At 70.1% G+C, this 18,759-nt stretch carries 16 protein-coding genes; 11 read left to right on the top strand and 5 right to left on the bottom strand.

The window, feature by feature from the left end:
• Positions 1–495 precede the first annotated feature (495 nt).
• A complete protein-coding gene (locus ACGFH9_RS17080; protein WP_393219926.1) occupies positions 496–1,248 on the top strand; it encodes a TIGR03089 family protein in 753 nt (250 codons plus the stop codon).
• Positions 1,249–1,253: 5 nt separating this feature from the next.
• Here the strand turns inward: ACGFH9_RS17080 and ACGFH9_RS17075 are convergent, their stop codons facing one another.
• Positions 1,254–1,817 carry a tetratricopeptide repeat protein gene (locus ACGFH9_RS17075; RefSeq protein WP_393219924.1) on the bottom strand — a complete coding sequence of 188 codons (564 nt, stop codon included), beginning with the start codon at positions 1,815–1,817 and terminating at the stop codon, positions 1,254–1,256.
• Positions 1,818–1,955: 138 nt separating this feature from the next.
• On the opposite strand from ACGFH9_RS17075, the gene ACGFH9_RS17070 reads away from it, so the two are divergent.
• The 5 genes from ACGFH9_RS17070 (at position 1,956) to ACGFH9_RS17050 (ending at position 10,723) form a co-directional block, all read left to right on the top strand.
• Complete coding sequence (locus tag ACGFH9_RS17070; RefSeq protein ID WP_393219921.1) at positions 1,956–2,183, top strand: winged helix-turn-helix domain-containing protein; 228 nt, start codon at positions 1,956–1,958, stop codon at positions 2,181–2,183.
• Positions 2,184–2,307: 124 nt separating this feature from the next.
• Positions 2,308–3,999 carry an Eco57I restriction-modification methylase domain-containing protein gene (locus ACGFH9_RS17065; RefSeq protein ID WP_393219919.1) on the top strand — a complete coding sequence of 564 codons (1,692 nt, stop codon included), beginning with the start codon at positions 2,308–2,310 and terminating at the stop codon, positions 3,997–3,999.
• 3 nt (positions 4,000–4,002) lie between these two features.
• Entirely contained in the window at positions 4,003–4,722 is a 720-nt protein-coding gene (locus ACGFH9_RS17060; protein ID WP_393219918.1) for a PaeR7I family type II restriction endonuclease, read from the top strand.
• A 208-nt stretch (positions 4,723–4,930) separates the two neighbouring features.
• A complete protein-coding gene (locus tag ACGFH9_RS17055) occupies positions 4,931–5,644 on the top strand; it encodes a hypothetical protein (RefSeq protein WP_393219915.1) in 714 nt (237 codons plus the stop codon).
• A 93-nt stretch (positions 5,645–5,737) separates the two neighbouring features.
• Complete coding sequence (locus tag ACGFH9_RS17050) at positions 5,738–10,723, top strand: carbohydrate-binding protein (protein WP_393219913.1); 4,986 nt, start codon at positions 5,738–5,740, stop codon at positions 10,721–10,723.
• A gap of 90 nt (positions 10,724–10,813) precedes the next feature.
• On the opposite strand, the gene ACGFH9_RS17045 is transcribed toward ACGFH9_RS17050, so the two are convergent.
• A complete protein-coding gene (locus ACGFH9_RS17045; RefSeq protein ID WP_393219910.1) occupies positions 10,814–11,215 on the bottom strand; it encodes a DUF4267 domain-containing protein in 402 nt (133 codons plus the stop codon).
• A 21-nt stretch (positions 11,216–11,236) separates the two neighbouring features.
• On the opposite strand from ACGFH9_RS17045, the gene ACGFH9_RS17040 reads away from it, so the two are divergent.
• On the top strand, positions 11,237–11,629 hold the full coding sequence (locus ACGFH9_RS17040) for a TetR-like C-terminal domain-containing protein (protein WP_393219907.1): 393 nt from the start codon (positions 11,237–11,239) through the stop codon (positions 11,627–11,629).
• 112 nt (positions 11,630–11,741) lie between these two features.
• Here ACGFH9_RS17040 and ACGFH9_RS17035 read toward each other — a convergent pair whose 3' ends face one another.
• Positions 11,742–13,421 (bottom strand): DNA repair helicase XPB, encoded by a 1,680-nt coding sequence (locus ACGFH9_RS17035; RefSeq protein WP_355235330.1) that lies wholly within the window; start codon positions 13,419–13,421, stop codon positions 11,742–11,744.
• A 173-nt stretch (positions 13,422–13,594) separates the two neighbouring features.
• Between ACGFH9_RS17035 and ACGFH9_RS17030 the strand changes: the two genes are divergently transcribed.
• Together ACGFH9_RS17030 and ACGFH9_RS17025 are read left to right on the top strand one after the other, a co-directional pair.
• Complete coding sequence (locus ACGFH9_RS17030; protein WP_393219905.1) at positions 13,595–13,819, top strand: hypothetical protein; 225 nt, start codon at positions 13,595–13,597, stop codon at positions 13,817–13,819.
• Between the two features lie 120 nt (positions 13,820–13,939).
• Positions 13,940–14,176, top strand: coding sequence for a hypothetical protein (locus ACGFH9_RS17025; protein ID WP_355235326.1), 237 nt, complete (start codon positions 13,940–13,942; stop codon positions 14,174–14,176).
• A gap of 26 nt (positions 14,177–14,202) precedes the next feature.
• On the opposite strand, the gene ACGFH9_RS17020 is transcribed toward ACGFH9_RS17025, so the two are convergent.
• On the bottom strand, positions 14,203–16,683 hold the full coding sequence (locus ACGFH9_RS17020) for a helicase-associated domain-containing protein (protein WP_393219902.1): 2,481 nt from the start codon (positions 16,681–16,683) through the stop codon (positions 14,203–14,205).
• An 84-nt stretch (positions 16,684–16,767) separates the two neighbouring features.
• Between ACGFH9_RS17020 and ACGFH9_RS17015 the strand changes: the two genes are divergently transcribed.
• A complete protein-coding gene (locus ACGFH9_RS17015) occupies positions 16,768–17,391 on the top strand; it encodes an HAD family hydrolase (RefSeq protein ID WP_393219899.1) in 624 nt (207 codons plus the stop codon).
• 27 nt (positions 17,392–17,418) lie between these two features.
• Complete coding sequence (locus ACGFH9_RS17010; protein ID WP_074316242.1) at positions 17,419–17,805, top strand: cold-shock protein; 387 nt, start codon at positions 17,419–17,421, stop codon at positions 17,803–17,805.
• On the opposite strand, the gene ACGFH9_RS17005 is transcribed toward ACGFH9_RS17010, so the two are convergent.
• Positions 17,766–18,596: a 1,4-dihydroxy-6-naphthoate synthase gene (locus ACGFH9_RS17005; RefSeq protein ID WP_393219895.1), complete on the bottom strand. Its 831-nt coding sequence runs from the start codon at positions 18,594–18,596 to the stop codon at positions 17,766–17,768. The genes ACGFH9_RS17010 and ACGFH9_RS17005 overlap by 40 nt on opposite strands.
• Positions 18,597–18,759 lie beyond the last annotated feature (163 nt).

Below are 18,759 nucleotides of genomic sequence, written 5' to 3'. Positions count from 1 at the left end.
CGTACCGCTGCCCCTCTTGACGTTCCAAACCGGGACGCACCCCACGAACGAGAGATCACGCGGGGTGCGTCCCGGTCATCACCCGCGTCAAGCATTCAGACTGGGGCTGGACAATGAGCGGATCACAGCCCGCGTGGCGGCTGGCTTCGGCGCGGACGACGAGGACGGCCTACACGATCGCGGTGCGCTGCAGGGACAGTAGCGCAGCGAATAGGTGACGAGGTCCGGAGGTTTCGAAGAGTGTGTGTCAGCTCCCAGCTCAAGCCGGCTCCGTCGTCGAAGGTCGACCCGGTTATTTCCTACAGGTGAGCGGCGTGACGTCCGCTGGTGTCGAGCACCTGCTGCGGGGCGCCCGAACTCGTCGGCTCGACGGAGGTCGTCGGTCACCGTGCGCGAGCCATCCAACCAGTCGCCACGGCCATCGGCCGGCGGGGACGGTGACCACAGTCGTTTGCGTAGGGTGGGGCGGACGTCGTCACCACCGGGAGCACGCGGATGCAGCCACACGCCACGGCCGAGGAGTCGGTCCCGCCCACCGCCACTGAGAGCCCGCTGCTCAGCTACCGCGACGAGGCGACCGGTGAACGCGTGGACCTCACGACACAGCAGGTCGGCGCCTGGTCCGCGCGCAGCGCGAGCCTGCTGCGGGACGGCTGTGGGCTTGGTCCAGGCAGCCGCGTAGCGGTGTTACTGCCGCCGCACTGGCGTACCGCCACGGTGTTGTTGGGCGCGTGGGCGTGCGGCCTGGCGGTGTCGTTCCGGCCGCGCGCCACGGCGGGCCTGGCGGTGCTGGAGCCCGGCGGCGACCGGCCGTTCGACGCGGTCTTCGTGACGCCCGAACGCCAGAACGACTGGTTGGAGGACGTGCCGGACGCGCCGCACCGCTACCTGGTCGGCACCGGACCGGGCCGGCTCGCCGACGTGCCGCTGGGCTGGTTGGACTGGTCCGCCGAGGTGCTTCGCCATGCGGACGTCACGCCCAACCACACCGCGATCCGCCCGACGGACCCGGCGAGCGCGGACGGCACCACCTACGGTCAGTGGGGCGCGCTCGCCCGGGAGGTAGCCGGAATGCTCGACCTGCGGGCCGGTGACCGACTGCTGGTCGACGCGGCCGAACACGAGCAGCCGCTGAAGTGGCTGCTCGCGCCGCTCTCGGCCGGCGCGTCGGTGGTCATCAGCGCCAACCTCGACCCCGCGCGCCAGGACGCGGTCGTCGCCGCCGAGCAGGTCACCCGAATCCTCTGACCCGCCTAGATGTGGGATCTCGCCTCTTCGACCTGTCGAACGATGACGTGGGCGCCGTGCGCCTGGGCGATGGCGGCCGCCTCGTCGAGGGTCGCGAGCGCGTCCGCGTGGCGGTCCTGGGCGGCGGCGACGTAGGCCAGCCCGACCATGTTGGCGGCCACGCCCGGCAGTGCTCCCACCTCTCGACGCAGCCGCGACGACTCCTCCAGGCGTTCGCGCGCCTCATCCAGCCGACCGGCCATGTGCGCCGCGATGCCCAGGTGACGCAGTGCCTCGGCCTGGGTCGACCGGTCGCCGACCTGCGCCGCCAACTGACGGGACCGATCCAGGTACGGAATGGCGGTCTCGTTGTCGCGCCGGACGATCTGGTGCAGGCAGCCGATCCAGAACAGCGCCTCGGCTTGGCCGCGGTTGTCGGCGAGCGCCTGGTACAACTCGCTCGCACGCTCGAACAGCGGCAGTTCGGCCGCGTCCTCGACGGGTGAGGTGCCGCTCCTGGCGCGTTCGTCGAGAAAGCGGGCATGCAGGATCCGCCCACGGGCCAGCGCGGCCGCGCGGAGTGCCCCCATCAGCGCTGGCTGATCAGGTCCCGCCACACTGTCGAATCTAGCTGTCGCTGCTCACCTGCTTCTCCTGCGTCAGTTGTTGCCGCTCTTTCACCTGTTGCTCGATACTGGGAGGGCCAACCGACTGCAAGGGGCCTTCACGTGCCGATTCCGCCGACGATGGACGAGTTGATCAATGATCTGCTGAGGCGGATCGAGGTGGGCGAGTTCCAGCCCGGGTCGAAGATTCCGTCCACTCAACAGTTGTCCGACCACTACGACGTGTCGGTGTCGACGATCCACCGGGCAGTGGCGGTCCTGCGGGAGCGGGGTGTGCTGGTTGGCCGACCGGGACGCGGCGTCTTCGTGGCCGAGGTCACCAGGCGCTGACGAGGCCGGTGGCCTTTTGACGGCGCCGTCTGACGTGCCGACGGCCGTGGCTTCTCGCCCCCCAGGCAGCGTCAGCCGCGCGCTGGTCTGATCTGCACCGAGCTTGCTGTCCTATGCTCGTCGGGTGAAGGCGGTAGCAGCGGAGATGCGACAACTTGTGCTCGGCGAGACGCTGTCGTCGCTGACCGCGATCCCGGCGGAGTCCGTCGAGCATGGCGAGGTCTTCACCCGTCGCTGGGTAGTCGACCTGATCCTCGATCTTGCCGGCTACACGGCTGACCGTGATCTTGCCGCGCTCGTTGCGGTCGAACCAGCCTGTGGGGGCGGTGCCTTCCTGGCCGCGATGGCCGCCCGGGTCAGCGCCTCGTGCCGGAAGTACGATCGGCCCCTGCTCGACGCCAAGCGGGCAGTCCGGTCCTACGACCTGTTGGCCTCGAACGTGACGGCCAGTAGGCGGCTGGTGCGGGAGGTACTGGTCGATGAGGGCTGGTCGCTCCCGGAAGCACGCGAGGTGGCAACGGCTTGGCTGCGGCAGGGGGACTACCTGCTCGATCCGCATGTCCATGAGGATGTCGACTTCGTCGTAGGTAACCCTCCGTACGTCCGGCTGGAAGATGTACCTGCGGATCGTATGCTCGCCTACCGTGCTGCTTGCCCAACCATGACCGGCCGCGCTGACCTATACGTCGGTTTCTACGAACGGGCTCTGCGTTCTCTCGGGCCGGGCGGAGTCCTCGCGTTCATCTGTGCCGACCGCTGGATGCGCAATCAGTACGGCCGGCAGTTGCGGGAGCTCATCAGCGCCGGCTACAGCGTCGACGTCACGGTGACCATGCACGACGTCGACGCATTCGAGGAACAGGTATCAGCCTATCCAGCCGTCACCGTGGTCCGCCGCGCCCGGCAGGGCGGCGCCGTAGTGGTGGATACCCGGCGAGGCTTCGGGCCTCAGGATGCCTTGGAGTTGGTGGAGTCGATCTCGGCCACGGATCTGGCGACCCTGGCGAACGACCGGTACGAGGTCGCGCGACTGCCCCACTGGTTTACCGGAGGCGACTCCTGGCCAGCTGGATCTCCATCCCGCCTGGCCTTGATCGACGAACTGAATGACCGCTTTCCCCCGCTCGAGGACGCCAACACCGGGACCCGGGTCGGTATCGGCGTTGCCACGGGTGCCGACAGCGTCTTCATCACCACGGACGCTGACGTCGAACCGCGGCGGCTACTGCCGCTGTCGATGGTCAAGGACACGACCTCGGGGAGTCACTCCTGGTCCGGCCAATATCTCGTCAATCCATGGGACTCCGGCGGTCAGCTGGTGGACCTGGCCGCGCTTCCACGCCTCCGGGCGTACTACCAGCGGCACGCGGCAGCCCTCAAACGCCGGCACGTTGCCAGCAAGCGCCCTGCCCACTGGTACAGGACCATCGACAAAGTCGACCATTCCCTGATCGAGCGCCCGAAACTCTTGCTTCCGGACATGAAGACCACCATCCACCCTGTCCTAGACGAGGGTGGTTTCTATCCGCATCACAACCTTTACTACATCGTCTCGGACGCATGGGACCTCAGAGTCCTAGGTGGACTCCTGCTCTCGGGTGTCGCACAGGCATTTGTCGAGGCATACGCCGTTAAGATGCGGGGCGGCACCCTTCGATTCCAAGCTCAGTACCTGCGTCGAATCCGCGTCCCGAGGCCAGAGGCGATCTCGGCCGGCGACCGTGCTGCGCTCGCCGCCGCCTTCGATGATCGGGATACCCGCGCGGCGACGGAGGTTGCGCTGCGTGTGTACGGGATCGAGGCACTGGAGATGTGATCGGTGGATCAGCGCTCGTTCGAAGAAGCGGTTCGTAGCTCATGGGTGGTGCGCGAGTCGCAGGCCGCTAAGAAGCTTTTGTCCGGCAGGGCCGATACCGGAGGGCGGGGCGCGGTCACTGGCGGAGCGCATCTCGACGCGATGACAGAGCTCCTCGCGAACGTGTTCCGGAATGCGGGGTTTCCGTCCGGTGCCGTGCGCTGTAAGTCCGGGGTCGAGCTGCCGGGCCATTTTCGGCCCGCCAAGAAGTGGGACCTCGTCGTGTTTCACGAGGGCCAGTTGGTGGCGGCGATCGAGCTCAAGTCGCACGTTGGTCCGTCGTTCAGCAACAACTTCAACAACCGGAACGAAGAGGCAATCGGCAGCGCAGTCGACTTGCGGCAGGCGTACGACCATGGCCTACTGGGTCGGTTGAGGCCGTGGCTCGGCTACCTGCTGTTGGTGGAGGAGGCGCCGGGCTCGATCCGCAAGGGTCGCCCTCGGAGCGGCTCGTTCCCGATCGATCCCGCGTTCGCCGAGACCTCATACCTCGACCGCTACGTGATCCTCTGTAAGCGCCTACGGAGCGCCGGCCTGTACGACGCCACCTGCCTAGTTACCTCATCGCCGGAGGTCGATGCGCCCGTTCGACAGCCGGATCTGGAGATCGGCTTCGCCGCCTTCGTCGGGGCCATCATGGCCCGCATCGAGGAAATTGGATTCCTTCCACGCGGGAGCAACTGAGCGTGGTCGCAGGGTCGACGTTGGTCACGAGACCTGCGGCCGCATGTCCCGTGGTGTGCCCTGAAAGGCTCAGTTGATCAACTAACTGTTCACCCTCGCTGCGCCCGTTTCTCATCAAGCTCGCCTGGCGAGTTCGCCAACGGCCGGCAGGGTCACTGAACGGCCGCGCCCACCGGCGTGCCACAGCCCTGTAGACCGGAGCGCTGGCATGCCCGAAACCGCTCGGTGGCCCCGCCGCGTCGTGATGTCGGCGGCGGCCACCCTCGCCCTGCTCGCTCCGGCGGTCCCCGCCGCAGCCCACCCGTACGGCTATCCGCAAACCGTGACCATCACGCCGGACACGGCCCGCCCCGACGTGGTGCACCTGAGGTGGAAGCCGGGCGGTGTCGACGAGCTGACTCTCCTCGGCGTCCGCCTCGGCCTGTTGCCGCAGGACCGCGTCCTGCTTGACGGTGCCGTCGACACTCGAGAGAAGGACGCGACGATCCTCGCCGGATCTAAGCCGTTCGCGGACTACCTGCGAACACAGATGACCGTCAGCAGCGACGGGCACGCGTGCGCCGGCGTCGTCGGAAAGGCGAGCGACTCCGGTGTGGACGTCGACTACACCTGCCCCGGCCCGCTCGGCGTCGCGCGCATCGAGATCCGGATGCTGACCGACCTCGACCCCGCGTACCGCACGGTGGCGACCGGACCCGAGGGCAAACGCCAGGTGTACGGCCCCGACGAGTATTCCCACGACTGGCTGCTCGGCGACGCTCCACCGCCAGCGGCTGCCGACAGCGGGACGGGCCACGACCGCGGCGCGGCCCAGCGGGCCGCCCTGGCCGTCGGCCCCCTCCTGCTCGTCGCGGCCGCTGTCTCGATCCTGCGACGCCAGGTACGTCGCCGACGGGTCACCCGCGTCCGACCGTCGTCCTGAGACCGGCCGCCACCAGGGCGGCCCCCTCTGCCCGCCGCAGTCGGCATCACGGCGTCGGCGGTTCCTTGCACCCAACAAAGGAGAAACCCCGCCATGACGCACGAACAACGTGCGCGCCGGAAGCGAACACGCGGACTGCTGTCCGCGATGGCGCTCGTCCTCATCGCCGGACCGGCGACGACCCTGCATCCGGCGCTGGCCGGAGCGGAGGCCGTGCCGGCCAGCGCGACCACGCCGCTGATCAGCCTGAGCGACGGGCAGAACGTCGAGGGCAAGGTGCCTGTCGTCGTCGAGCCGGTCACCGAGAACGACTCGGTGACCACGCTCGCGGTCGACGGCGACAAGATCGCCGCCGACAAGACCGCGGGCACCGCCCACTTCGCGTTCGAGATGGGTGGCAACGGCACCGAGGCCCGCTACCGCAACTACCTCACCGTCAACGGGCACACGGCCGACGCCGACCGGGTCTACTTCCCGGACGTCCCGGGCGGGCGGGTGGGCACCCTCGACTTCCCGGGCGACTGGTTGAAGCCCGGCCCGAACACCGTCTCGGTGCACGCCGGAGCGAACTGGGTCGACACCACCACGAAGACCACCGTCGGCTACGAGGAACTGCCGAACGGCGAGGGTGGCCGCTGCCCCAACTACGACGACTACGCGCTGAGCAGCATCAGCCTCAGCCTTCTCGGCGTGGTCGCCGACGGTGAGCAGAACCTGTTCAGCTACAACTTCGGTGACGGCACCTGCGGCAGCTCGGCGAAGCTGCTCAACCAGGACCTCACCTTCGTCATCTCCGGTGAGCCGGGCAGCACGTCCGGCCTGCGGACCGACCTCGACACGACGAAGCTCACCAACGGTACGCACACCGTCAGCGCGACGGCCCTGTCGGGCGCGAAGACGAGCGTGGCGGTCGACGTCAACAACGCCCCGGCCGGCGCGGCCGTCGTCACGCCCGATGACGGTGCCCGCGTACGCGGAACCCAGCCGGTCATCGCCGCGCTCGCGGCCGACGGCAAAGACCGCGTCGAGTCGCTCGCCATCGACGACAAGCCCGCCGAGAACGCCGAGACGCTGGCTGCCGGCACCGCCACCCTCGGCCTCACGGTCGAGGCCGGCAACTCGATCGAGGCCCGCTACCAGAACTACGCGCTGGTCAACGGTCACCGGGTCGACCTCGGCGGTGACTACGGCGCGCTCGGCGCGGAGGCCGTGAAGCTGGCGTTCCCGAACGGGTTCCTGCACCTCGGCGACAACGTCGTACAGGTGCGCACCGGCGACTACAACGGCACGCTCAACGGCGCCACCTGTGCCAACCACGACGACTTCAAGATCACGCGGGAGGCCACCAGCCTCACGCTGAGTACGGCGGGCACGGTGACGGCAGGCACCACGTACCTGGTCACCACCAGCGGCACGACCGTGACGAAGGCGGAGACGACCGCCGCGTCCCTGTCGCTGGGCGACGGCACCTGCGGCGCCAACAAGGACGCCGAGTTCCACTTCACCGTCGCGGACGCGCCGACGACCCGCACCGTCGACACCCTCGCCAGCGGCGGCGACGCGCACCTGACGGTGTTCGTCGGTGGCAACGGCAGCGACAACGGGTACGACAACAAGGTGCTGGTCAACGGCATCCCGCTGGAGATCGGGATGTGGGAGAAGGAGGTCGCCGACCTCGCCTTCCCAAACGAGTGGCTGGTGCCCGGCGTCAACGCCCTGGAGTTCGTGGCGGGCAGCGACCACGGCAGTGCCAAGCCGGGTGGCTGCGACAACTACGACGACTTCACGCTGCGGGACTTCGAGCTGCTGCCCACCGGCGCGAAGGCCACCCGGTTGACCCGCTCGGTCGGGCAGACGACCGTCACCATCGGCTCGGCCACCTACCCGGCCGGCTCGCCGGTGACCACGTATGTCGGTGACGGCACCTGCGGCAGCAGCTTCAACGGTGGCCTCACCACGATGGTCCTGTTCGACGTCACCGCCCAGGACGGCTCGGCGCTGCCGGCGCTGGGCAAGCGCGCCGACGTGGACACCGCGACGATCGCGGACGGCGCCCACACCATCAAGGCGGTCGTCGGCGACAAGACCTCGACGCGGCGGTTCACCACCGACAACACCGCGCCGGAGATCGCCAGCAGCGTCCCTGCGGCCGGCCAGCGGCTGACCTCGACAGTGGCGCTCAACCTCACGGTCAAGGACGCCAGCGGGGTTGTCGGCACGCCGGCCATCACGCTCGACGGCGCGGTGGTGAAGCAGGGCGACCAGATCGGTCACGGCCTGCCGGCCGGCCAACACGTCATCGCGATGACGGCGACCGACGCGCTCGGCAACACCGCGACCCGTGAGGTGCGCTTCAGTAGCGCGAGCATCCCGGACATCCCGACCGAGCTGAACGCCACGGTCCGGAACACCGACCCGCTCTCGGCGGAGCTGTCCGCCCGGATTCCCGGCACCGACGGTGTCGGTCTGACCGCGACCTTCACCAAGGCCGACGTCGTCCTGCCGACCAAGGGTTACCAGGGTGGGGCGACCGACGTGCCGACCACGCTCGACGTCCAGCACGACCAGAGCGTGGACGTCACCTCGCTGCGTCCGCTCGACGGCTCGACAATCGACAGCCCATCCGGCCGCGGTATGGTCTTCCAGCGGTACGACCTGCCGCTGGGCGCCACCAAGCAGGAGCCGACGTTGCGCTGGTCGGGCAGCATCGACCCGGCGCGAATCGTGGCGCTACGGGCGTGGAACCCGGCCACCGGGAAATGGGTCGTGCTCACCAGTTCGCGTGGCAAGGCCGGTCAGGACACCGTCCTGACCGCGTCGGTCGAGGCCGGTTACCGCGACGGCGGTGTCGTGCACGTGCTGGTCACCGGCGAGGACCCGTTCGCCGACGATCTGTCGCCGCGCGACTCGACGGCGCAGAACGACAAGGACCGCTTCGAGGACCCCGCGTCGTACGACTTCTCGTTGGCGCACTTCACCGACACCCAGTACGTCACCGAAGGTGCGGCCGGCGGCACGTACGACGACTTCGACGGCAACGCCGAGCCCTCGGACGTCGAGACCGCAGAGGAGCAGGCGATCTGGTCGGCCGCGTACCGCGACCAGATGCAGTGGATCGCCGACAACGCGGACAGCCGCAAGATCGCGTACACCGCGCACACCGGCGATGTCATCGAGAACGACTACTACGACCCGCTGGCCAAGAACCCGGACGGCTCGCTGAAGCGGCCCGGCCTGAACGGGCAGGTGGAGAAGGAACTCGCCACCGCCTCGGGCTTCCAGAAGATCCTCGACGACAACGGTGTCGTCAACCAGGTCATCGCGGGCAACCACGACGACCAACTGGGCGCCGAGACCGGCCCCACCTCCCGGTTCAGTCGGACCTTCAGCGCCGACCGGTACTACGGGACGGCGAAGGCCTGGCCGAAGGGCACCGAGTACCACGCCTGGGACGAGAAGACGAACGCCGACGGCTCGGTCACGCCGGGCAAGGACAACCAGAACAACTACCTGCTGTTCTCCGCCGGTGGCCTGGACTTCGTGGCGGTCGGTCTGTCGTACGGCGTCACGCCGGCCGAGGCCAAGTGGGCCGACTCGATCTTCAAGCGGTACAAGGACCGCAACGGGATCCTGCTCTCGCACGACTACCTGAAGCCGTCGGCCAACCCCGACGGTCGCGGCGCGGACTTCTCCGCCCCGGACGGCTCGCCGTTGTTCAAGCAGGTCGTCGAGACCAACCCGAACGTCTTCCTGGTGCTCGCCGGGCACGAGCACGGCGTCGGCACCAACCTGAAGTCGAAGATCGGCGTGACGGTCAGCCACGATGTCGTCGAGCTGCTGGCCGACTACCAGTTCTACACGGTGACCGCCGCCGAGCTGTGGCCGAACCAGGTCGCCGCCGACGGCACCATCGACGTCAACGGCGACGGCACGCCGGACCACAAAGGGACCGACCGGTTGCAGTTCGGGGCGAGCTTCCTGCGGCTGCTCCAGTTCGACGTGGACCGGGCCGAGATGCACATCGACACGTACTCGCCGTTCCTCAAGAACTTCGGAGCGACCGAGTACGACGTCCGCCAGGACGGCAGCCAGCCCAAGCCGCGCTACAACGGCTCGGAGGACAACCTGACCCTGCCGGTGGACCTCAGCACCCGCAAGACGTCGTTCACCACCGACTCGCTCGCCGCGTACGTGCCGGCCGGCACGATCGGCACCGACGAGGTCACTTCGAACGACGTGGCCACGACGACGTGGGACCAGCTCCAGCCGGGCACCTCGTACGGCTGGATCGTGTCGGCGAAGAGCGCCGACGGCGGCGAGGCGGTGGCCCAGCCGGCGGTGTTCACGACCGCCAAGAAGGTCCCGACGATGACCGTCACCACCACCCCGACCGCCTGGGGCACGGCGGCGACGGTGACAGTGCAGGTCGCCGCCGGCAGCACGCCGGCCACCGGCGCGGTGGAGTTGCGCGAGGGCACGACAGTGCGCGGCTCGGCCACGCTGACCAACGGCACGGCGACGTTCACCCTGCCGGTGGGCCTGGCCGGAGGCCAGCACGCGCTGACCGCCTCGTACCCGGGTGACGACCACCTCACCGCGGCCGAGGCCACCGCCACCCTGACGGTGAACCTGCCACCACAGTGGAGTTCGTCGACGGTCTACAACGACGGTGACCGGGTGACCTACCAGGGTCGGATGTTCCGGGCCTCCTGGTACACGAAGAACCAGAAGCCGGGCGCGGACGCCAACGGCGCGTGGCAGGAAATCGCCATGACCGAGGACGGTACGGCGATCTGGACCGCGTCGCGGATCTTCACCTCGGGCGACATCGCGATGTACGACGGTAGGAAGTGGCGGGCCCAGTGGTACACCCGCAACCAGAAGCCGGGTGACCGCAACGGGTCGTGGGAGGAGATCGCCCCGACCCCGCCGGACAACAGCCCGGCCGCCTGGACGCTGACCAGGGTGTACAACGCCGGCGACCGGGTGTCCTTCAAGGGGCACGTCTACGAGGCGAAGTGGTGGACGCGCGGCCAGCAGCCGGGCGACACGAACGGCCCCTGGAAGCTGATCAAGTAGTCAGATCCGCGTGAATGCCGGCCCGGGACCGATGCTGGTCCCGGGCCGGTGCGCTCTTCACCCTTGATCGACTCGGGGAAGCGTGGGGCGTTACAGGGCGAACAGGAGGGCGGCGTCGAGGAGGACCACTGCGGCCGTCGCGAAGTGGATGCCGAACGCTACGGCCTTCGTTCCGCCGCTGCATAGCACGATGAGGGTGTCGCCCAGGAGGACGAGCGCGACGATCAGCATGAACCACGCGACCGCGTCGGCAGTGGTGAAGGCGATCAGGGCGAGGCCGATCAGCCCGAAGGTGAGGTCCTTCAGTCCTTTGACGGTGAGGTAGGCGGGATCGCCGTCCGGTCGGGCCGGTACGCCGTACCCGGCTGCCGCGGCCTGCGGCACCAGCAGGAACCGCGCGCCGATGAAGACGACGAAGAGGCTGAGCACGATGGCGAGTCCGTAGGCCAGGGGTGACAGATCGAGTACAGCCAGCCCGTCCTCTACAGCCACTTCAAGGGCAAGGACGCCATCATGGCGGCGGTCGCCGTCGAGGGCTTCGCCGAACTGGCGACCAGGCTGGTGACCGCCCGCGCGTCCGCCGCCGACCCGCGACAGGCGGTCGCCGACGTCGCGGCCGCGTACGTCAGGTTCGCCGAGCAGCGGCCCGCGCTCTACGACGCGATGTTCACCCTCGCCGTGGACCTGCCGTTCGCCAGCTCGGACGTGCCGACCGACCTCGCTCGCGGCTTCGCCGAGCTGGCCGAGACGGTCCGCCCGTTCGCCGGGGACGGTGACCTCGAGGTCCTCACCGAGACGTTCTGGAGTGGCCTGCACGGTCTGGTCACGCTCATGCGCAGCGACAGGCTTCGCCGGGAAGGCCACGACCGCCGGCTCGCGGTGCTGGTCGGCCGCTTCTCCCGCTGACCGAATCTCAATCAACTCGGGTTCCAGGATGGCGGGGTGTCGGGGCGCTCGGGACACCCCGGTTTCCCGGAAATCGAGTCGATCAAGCCGCGCGACCAGGGCCGCGAGGGCGTCAGTCGAAGGACGGCAGGGACGGGCCGAGGACGTCGTCGGCGTCGACGATCGTGTACGCGTACCCCTGCTCGGCGAGGAAGCGCTGCCGGTGAGCGGCGTACTCGGTGTCGATCGTGTCCCGGGAGACGACCGTGTAGAAGTGCGCCTGCCGGCCGTCGGCCTTCGGGCGCAGCACCCGACCCAGTCGCTGGGCCTCCTCCTGGCGTGACCCGAACGTGCCGGACACCTGGATCGCCACCGCCGCCTCCGGCAGGTCGATGGAGAAGTTGCCGACCTTGGAGATCACCAAGGTGCGCAGCTCGCCGGTGCGGAACGCGTCGAACAGCCGTTCCCGCTCCTTGTTCGTGGTGGAGCCCTGCACGATCGGGGCGTCCAGGTATTCGCCGATCTGGTGCAACTGGTCGATGTACGCGCCGATCACCAGCACCTGGTCGTTGGGGTGCCGGTCGACGAGCGCCTTGACCACCGGCAGCTTAGTGCGCGCGGTCGCCGCCATCCGGTAACGCTCCTCGGCCTCCGCCGTCGCGTACGACATGCGCTCCGCGTCGGTGAGCGTCACCCGGACCTCGACACACTCGGCCGGGGCGATCCAGCCCTGCGACTCGATGTCCTTCCACGGCGCGTCGTACCGCTTCGGCCCGATCAGGCTGAAGACGTCGCCCTCGCGGCCGTCCTCGCGTACCAGAGTCGCCGTCAGGCCCAGCCGACGGCGGGCCTGGAGGTCCGCCGTGAAGCGGAAGATCGGCGCGGGCAGCAGGTGCACCTCGTCGTAGACGACCAGGCCCCAGTCGCGGGCCCCGAACAGGTCCAGGTGGGTGAACGCGCCTCCCTTGCGGGAGGTGAGCACCTGGTACGTCGCGATGGTGACCGGGCGGATCTCCTTGCGCTCGCCCGAGTACTCGCCGATCTCCTCCTCGGTCAGCGACGTGCGGGCGATCAGCTCCCGCTTCCACTGCCGGCCCGCGACCGTGTTGGTGACCAGGATGAGTGTGGTCGCCTTCGCCTCGGCCATCGCCGCAGCACCGACGAGGGTCTTGCCGGCGCCGCAGGGCAGCACCACCACGCCCGACCCGCCGGCCCAGAACGCCTCGACGGCCTCGCGCTGGTACGACCGCAGCGTCCACGGTTTGCGTCCGTCCTTGCCGGCCTCGGCCAGCTCGATCGGGTGCGCCTCACCGTCGACGTACCCGGCCAGGTCCTCCGCTGGCCAGCCCAGCTTGAGCAGCGCCTGCTTGAGCCGGCCACGCTCGGACGGGTGCACCCGGATCGTGTCGTCGTCGATCTTGTCGCCGAGCATCCCGGCGAGCTTCTTGCTCTTGGCCACCTCGATCAGCACCAGCCGGTCGAGCGCCCGCAGCACCAGCCCGTACGCGGGGTCGTTGGCGAGCTGGAGCCGGCCGTACCGGTCCATCGTCTCGGCCACGTCGACAAGCAGCGCGTGCGGCACTGGATAGCGCGAGTACTTGATCAGCGAGTCGACCACGCCCTCGGCGTCGTGGCCCGCGGCCCGCGCGTTCCACAGCCCGAGCGGGGTCAGCCGATACGTGTGCACGTGCTCCGGAGAGCGCTCCAACTCGGCGAAGGGCGCGATCGCCATCCGGCAGGCCTGCGCATCGGGGTGGTCGATCTCCAGCAGCAGGGTCTTGTCCGACTGCACGATCAGTGGTCCACCACTCACGCCAGCGTCCTCTCCTCGGTTGGCCGTCGGGGCTGCGGCGGTCACTTACCCGCCGCTGGCCGACCAACCAGTGTTACACGACGGAGGACGTGGAAAGAAAGATGCTCACCGGACGCAACCAGGACGGCACGCACGAACGTCTAGTAGTGGGACAACTGTCCAGGGGAGGTGCCATGAGGCGTGTCCGGAGCATTCCCCGACTTGTTGCCCTGGTGGTGGTCGTGCTGGTCGGCGCTGGCGCGTGCACGTTCGATCCGCAGTCCGGTGGGAGTGGTGGCGGGGGAGCCGCCCCGGTCGGTGCGGCGGAGCAGGCATCGGGGGCGAGCGGCACGTCCGGGTCGGCCCAGCACGGCCGGCCCACACCGGCGTCGCCCGCCCCACGCCCGGTGAAACCCTGATCGGCCGCCGCCCCGGCACCTGAGCGACACGCCCCCATTTCCGGGTTTCATCCCCTGTCACACCGGTCGCAGGAGTGTCACGCTGGGAGTCCAGGGCCGTACCGGGCGGGGAGGCTGGGCATGACGGTCGACCGTGACGTGATCGCAGAACATGACCAGGCACCACCCGACGAGGTGTCCCGCGCGACCGTGTTCGCGTACGCCTTCGCGGCGACGCTCCTCCTCGGATGGTTCCTCTTCGGCTGGCTGGTGCTGCGGCAGGGCTTCGTCGACTCGGTCGGCGAGTCGGCAGGTGCCGGATTCGCCCTGCTGCTGATCGTGTCGGTGGTCGGCACCGTACGACGCAGCCGCCGCTGACCGACCGCGCCGGCGCGTCACTCGGCTCAGTCCGCCAGCACCGCCGCGGTGATCCGGTGCAGCGCGAAGGTGTGCAGCATCTCCGTCCGTTCGTCCTCGGCGCGCAGGTAACCCGCACCGATCGAGACCGGCTTGACCAGCCGTGACGCGGTCGCCCCGTGCGCATCCACGTACCCGACCCAGACCAGTGCCCGGTCGCGGACCGCCTGCTGGAGCACGGCGAGCGCCTCGCTGTGCGTGTGCGCGGGCGCTGGGCCTCCGCCCAGCCCCGCCGCACCACCCCGGACGACTGCCGGAGCCCGGCGGGCCGCCCGCGCCGCCGCCTCACCCCGCCGGATATGGTCCACCACCCCGAGCAGCCGGGGCATCGGCAGCTTCGGTGCGGCCAGCGGGTCGAGCGACCTCGTGGTCACCGAGACCCGCGCCGGAGCACGCCGGACCCGTGGCCGCGTCAGCACCGTGCTGCCCATGCCGTCCTCCTGCACCGGCGCGTACCCGGCGTCCCGCAGCGCGCCGAGCATCCGGCTGACCTGGTACGGGGTGGTCAACACGGTCGGCGCGAGCCGGCGCAGCGTCAACGACTCCAGCCGCCGGTCGGCCAGCACCTCGGTGAGGAGCGCCTCGTCGTCGCTGCGCAGATACGCCCCGGCCCCGCCGGCCCGGAGCCCACCGTGCTTACGGGCGACGTCGTCCACCAGATAGCTGAGCCCCTGCGGAATCGGGGTACGTGACCGTCGACGGAACAACTCGTGCAGGTCGTCGGCCGTGTAACCGGCGTCCAACGCCCGACGCACGCTCGCCGTGGTGACCCGGTGCACACTCGCGCCGCCGGCCGACTCGGGTTCGGTCGTCGCCTCCAATTCGGCGGCCAACGCCGGCTCTGGTGGCCCCGGCACCACCACCGTCAGGTCGGCCTGCACCAGGAAGTGGTCGACCGGGGCGGGCAGCAGCGCGTCCAACGCCCGAGCGGCACTGGACGGGTCGCCGCTCTCCGCGTCCGCGTGCAACCCCAGCGGATCGCCCGGCTCATCGGTCGACGTCAGCTCGGTCAACAACAACCGCCCGTACGAGGTGAGCGCCCCCAGCCCGGTCATGCCGAGCTGCGCCGCCTCGGCCAGCACCTCCCGGTGGGCGGCCTCCCGACCCCGGCTGCGCCGTGGCGCCCGCCAGTCCAGCAGGGCCTGTAGCTCCTCCGGAGTGGGCGCGGTCGCCGGCTCCAGATCGGCGAGCACCCCGAGCACCGCCCGCCGGGTCGCCGGCGCACCGGCCCGCTCGGCCTCCGCGGAGAGCGCGGTGATCGGCCTGTCCCGGTCGTCACGTCGTCCGACCAACCCCACCTGCCGGGTCATGCTCATCCAGGCGCGGGCCAGGTGCTCCCACCGTTGGGCCAGGGAGCCGGCCCGCCACACCTCGTACCCGCCGGTCGGTAGCACCTGCTGGTCCGCCCCGTACCGGCCGGTGACCGAGCCGGACAGCTCCATCTCACCGGCGAGCCCGGCCGCGTACGCGACCTCCAGCAGCAACGCGGCGGTCGGCTCGTCCAGGCCGGCCGTACGCGCCAGCCGGCGCAGGTCCCGAACCCCGATACCGCCCGAACGCAGCACCGGGGCGGGCTCGACGCCGAGCTGTTCCAGCAGCCCCTCGGTGTGCCGCACCACCTCCATGGTCTGCCCGGCGCCGGCCGAGTCGACAGCCTTCGGTTCGCGCGGGGCGGCAACCACCGACGGCGGGCTGGTCTGCAACGGCCCGAGCGGACCGCTGTCGCGCCGCAGCAGGAGACCGACCTCGCGGGGTAGCTCGACGGTGCCGCCGGCCGTCGACGAGCCGGCGGAGACGGTCACCAGCAGCCGGTTGTCGACCAGCCAGCGCACCGGCGAGCCGGTAGGCGCGCCACCGTTGGTCGGGTCGGCGAGAGCGGCGTCCTGCGCGCCGATCGGCGGTGCCTGCAACGCGCCCGGAGGCACACTGCCGACCGGCGGCCCGGCCGCCAACCGGTCCAGGATCGCCCGGGCCGACGGGGGCGCGGCGAGCAGCGTGCGGCGGAGTTTCGCGGCGTCCGCGCAGAGGGCGGCCGTGCGGTGGTCCAGGTCCGCGGCAGGTCTGCCGAGCCCAGCGGGGTACGGGGACACTTCGTCGACGGCTGCTGCCACGTGCAGCGCGTGCTCCGGCCCGTACAGCAGGAACAGCGCCCTGAGCCGGTCCACGGCGGCCCGGACGGCCGTCGGGGCTGGTGGATGCGGCCCGGCGGTCGCCATGGCGAGCACCGCGTCGGTGGCCGTGGTGCCGTCGTCCGGGCTCCGGGTGAGTCGGGCGGCGTCGAGAATCAGCAGGGTGAACTGGTCCAGCCCGTCCAGCGCGCGGGCCACCGAGACCCGGGACTGGGCACGGATGGCCAGCGCGGAGATGTCGGCCGGAACGGGCACGACGAGGTCCGGCCGCAGTTGCAGGAGTGCGGCCAGTGACTCGTCGGGCAGCGACCGCAGGTGGTCGGCGAGTGAGGTGGTCATCGTCTTTCCACGCTAGCCCGGGATCGGGCCGTCGCGCCCCTCGGACGTCCGGTCGGCTGGGCGTCGGCGGGTACGTTTCTCGGCATGTCTGCACTGACCGTCGGATTCGATCTCGACATGACCCTGGTCGACTCCCGCCCCGGCATCGCCGCCGCCTACCGGGCGCTGACCGCCAGGACGGGCGTACCTGTCGACGCTGACCTGGCGGTCTCCCGGCTCGGTCCGCCGCTGCGCACCGAGATCGCGCACTGGTTCCCGCCGGAGCAGGTCGAGTCGGCCGTGCAGGTGTATCGGGAGCTGTATCCGGCGTACGCCATCACACCGACGGTCGCGATGCCTGGCGCGCGGGAGGCGATCGACGCGATCCGTGCCCGGGGCGGAAGGGTGCTCGTCGTCACGTCCAAGATCGGTCGACTGGCCCGGCTGCACCTGGATCACCTCGGCCTCGCGGTCGACGAGCTGGCCGGTGACCTGTTCGCCGAGCAGAAGGCGACCGCCCTGCGGGAGCACGGCGCGACCCACTACGTCGGCGATCACGTTGCGGACATGGTCGCTGCGGGTGCCGCCAGCGTGCCCGGAATCGCCGTGGCGACCGGCCCCTGCTCCCCTGATGAGCTGCGCGCGGCGGGGGCGAGCGTCGTGCTGGACGATCTCACCGGATTCCCAGCGGCGCTCGACGGCATGATCCAGCTAGCCTTGAAGCAGTAGCGGCTCAAGTGAAGCAGGGGTTTTCAGGTGCCTACGGGTCGAGTGAAGTGGTACGACACGGCCAAGGGATACGGCTTCGTCACCAGCGACGAGGGCGGTGACGTGTTCCTGCCCAAGGGCGCGTTGCCGGCGGGCGTCACCGACCTCAAGGGCGGTCAGCGGGTCGACTTCAGCGTGGTGGACAGCCGTCGCGGCGCGCAGGCCATGGGCGTCAAGCTGCTGGACGCACCGCCGTCGATGGCGGAGCTGCGTCGCCGGCCGGCCGAGGAGCTGCACGGCCTCGTCGAAGACATGATCAAGGTGCTGGAGGCGAAGGTCCAGCCGGACCTACGTCGCGGCCGGTACCCGGACAAGAAGGCCGCGCAGAAGATCGCTCAGCTGGTCCACGCGGTCGCCCGCGAGCTGGAGGTCTGAGGCACCAGCCCAGCGGTGGCGGCGCGGTCGAGGAGCGCCGTCACCGCGGCGAAGCCGGCCTCGCCCAGGTCGGCCGTGAACTCGTTGACGTAGAGGCCGATGTGCCGGTCCACCACGTCGAGTTCCATCTCCTGGGCGTGCGCGAGCACGTACTCCCGGCTGACCGTCGGGTCCGCCCAGGCCTGCCGGACCGACTCGCGGATCCAGCCGGCGGCGGCCTCCGGGTCGACCGCGCCCCGCCGGGCCAGGATGGCACCGAGGGGGATGGGCAGGCCCGTGTCGGCCTCCCACCACTCGCCGAGGTCGACCAGGGCGGTCAGATGGTGCCGGTGATAGGTGAAGCGGGCCTCGTGGATGACCAGCCCCGCGTCGTAGCGGCCGGCAGCCACGCCCGGCATGATCTCGTGGAACGGAACCACCTCGATCCGCGCCGGCGGCCGTCCTGCCGACCAGAGCCGGAACAGCAGGTACGCCGTGGTCCGGTCGCCCGGCACCGCCACGGTGGCGCCGGTCAGATCGGTGCGGTCGCCCCTGGTGAGCACCAGCGGCCCGCACCCGCGACCGAGCGCGCCGCCGCAGGGCAGCAGGTGGTAGTCGTCGAGCAGCCAGGGCAGCGCCGCGTAGCTCACCTTCACCAGGTCGAACGCACCCCGCTCGGCCGCCGTGTTGGTCACGTCCACATCGGCGTACGTCACCTCGACCGGCGGGGCGCCGGGCACCCGCCCGTGCACCAGGGCGTCGAAGACGAACGTGTCGTTGGGGCAGGGCGAGATCGCCAGGGAGAGCGCCACGCCTTCACGTTAGCCCTGCGCCCGGTCGGCAGCCCGCGCACACCCAGCCCACTGTGATCCACGACGGACTGGCCGCCGTGCCTCCCATCCAGCTCGGGCGGGGTGGTGCGCTCCCTGTAGAGCTGGGCCCAGACATGGGGCAAGGTGGCGCGCGGACTTTCTC

The sequence above is a fragment of the Micromonospora sp. NPDC049102 genome (assembly GCF_043197485.1).
Taxonomy (GTDB): Bacteria; Actinomycetota; Actinomycetes; order Mycobacteriales; family Micromonosporaceae; genus Micromonospora.
This window is presented reverse-complemented; position numbering and strand designations above follow the sequence as displayed.

What these genes read in the sequence shown, in the direction of transcription:
- ACGFH9_RS17075 (WP_393219924.1), bottom strand. Translation starts at nt 1,817, where the DNA reads ATGGGGGCACTCCGCGCGGCCGCGCTGGCCCGTGGGCGGATCCTGCAT.
- ACGFH9_RS17055 (WP_393219915.1), top strand. Translation starts at nt 4,931, where the DNA reads ATGCCCGAAACCGCTCGGTGGCCCCGCCGCGTCGTGATGTCGGCGGCG.
- ACGFH9_RS17040 (WP_393219907.1), top strand. Translation starts at nt 11,237, where the DNA reads ATGGCGGCGGTCGCCGTCGAGGGCTTCGCCGAACTGGCGACCAGGCTG.
- ACGFH9_RS17050 (WP_393219913.1), top strand. Translation starts at nt 5,738, where the DNA reads ATGACGCACGAACAACGTGCGCGCCGGAAGCGAACACGCGGACTGCTG.
- ACGFH9_RS17020 (WP_393219902.1), bottom strand. Translation starts at nt 16,683, where the DNA reads ATGACCACCTCACTCGCCGACCACCTGCGGTCGCTGCCCGACGAGTCA.
- ACGFH9_RS17080 (WP_393219926.1), top strand. Translation starts at nt 496, where the DNA reads ATGCAGCCACACGCCACGGCCGAGGAGTCGGTCCCGCCCACCGCCACT.
- ACGFH9_RS17025 (WP_355235326.1), top strand. Translation starts at nt 13,940, where the DNA reads ATGACGGTCGACCGTGACGTGATCGCAGAACATGACCAGGCACCACCC.
- ACGFH9_RS17015 (WP_393219899.1), top strand. Translation starts at nt 16,768, where the DNA reads ATGTCTGCACTGACCGTCGGATTCGATCTCGACATGACCCTGGTCGAC.
- ACGFH9_RS17030 (WP_393219905.1), top strand. Translation starts at nt 13,595, where the DNA reads ATGAGGCGTGTCCGGAGCATTCCCCGACTTGTTGCCCTGGTGGTGGTC.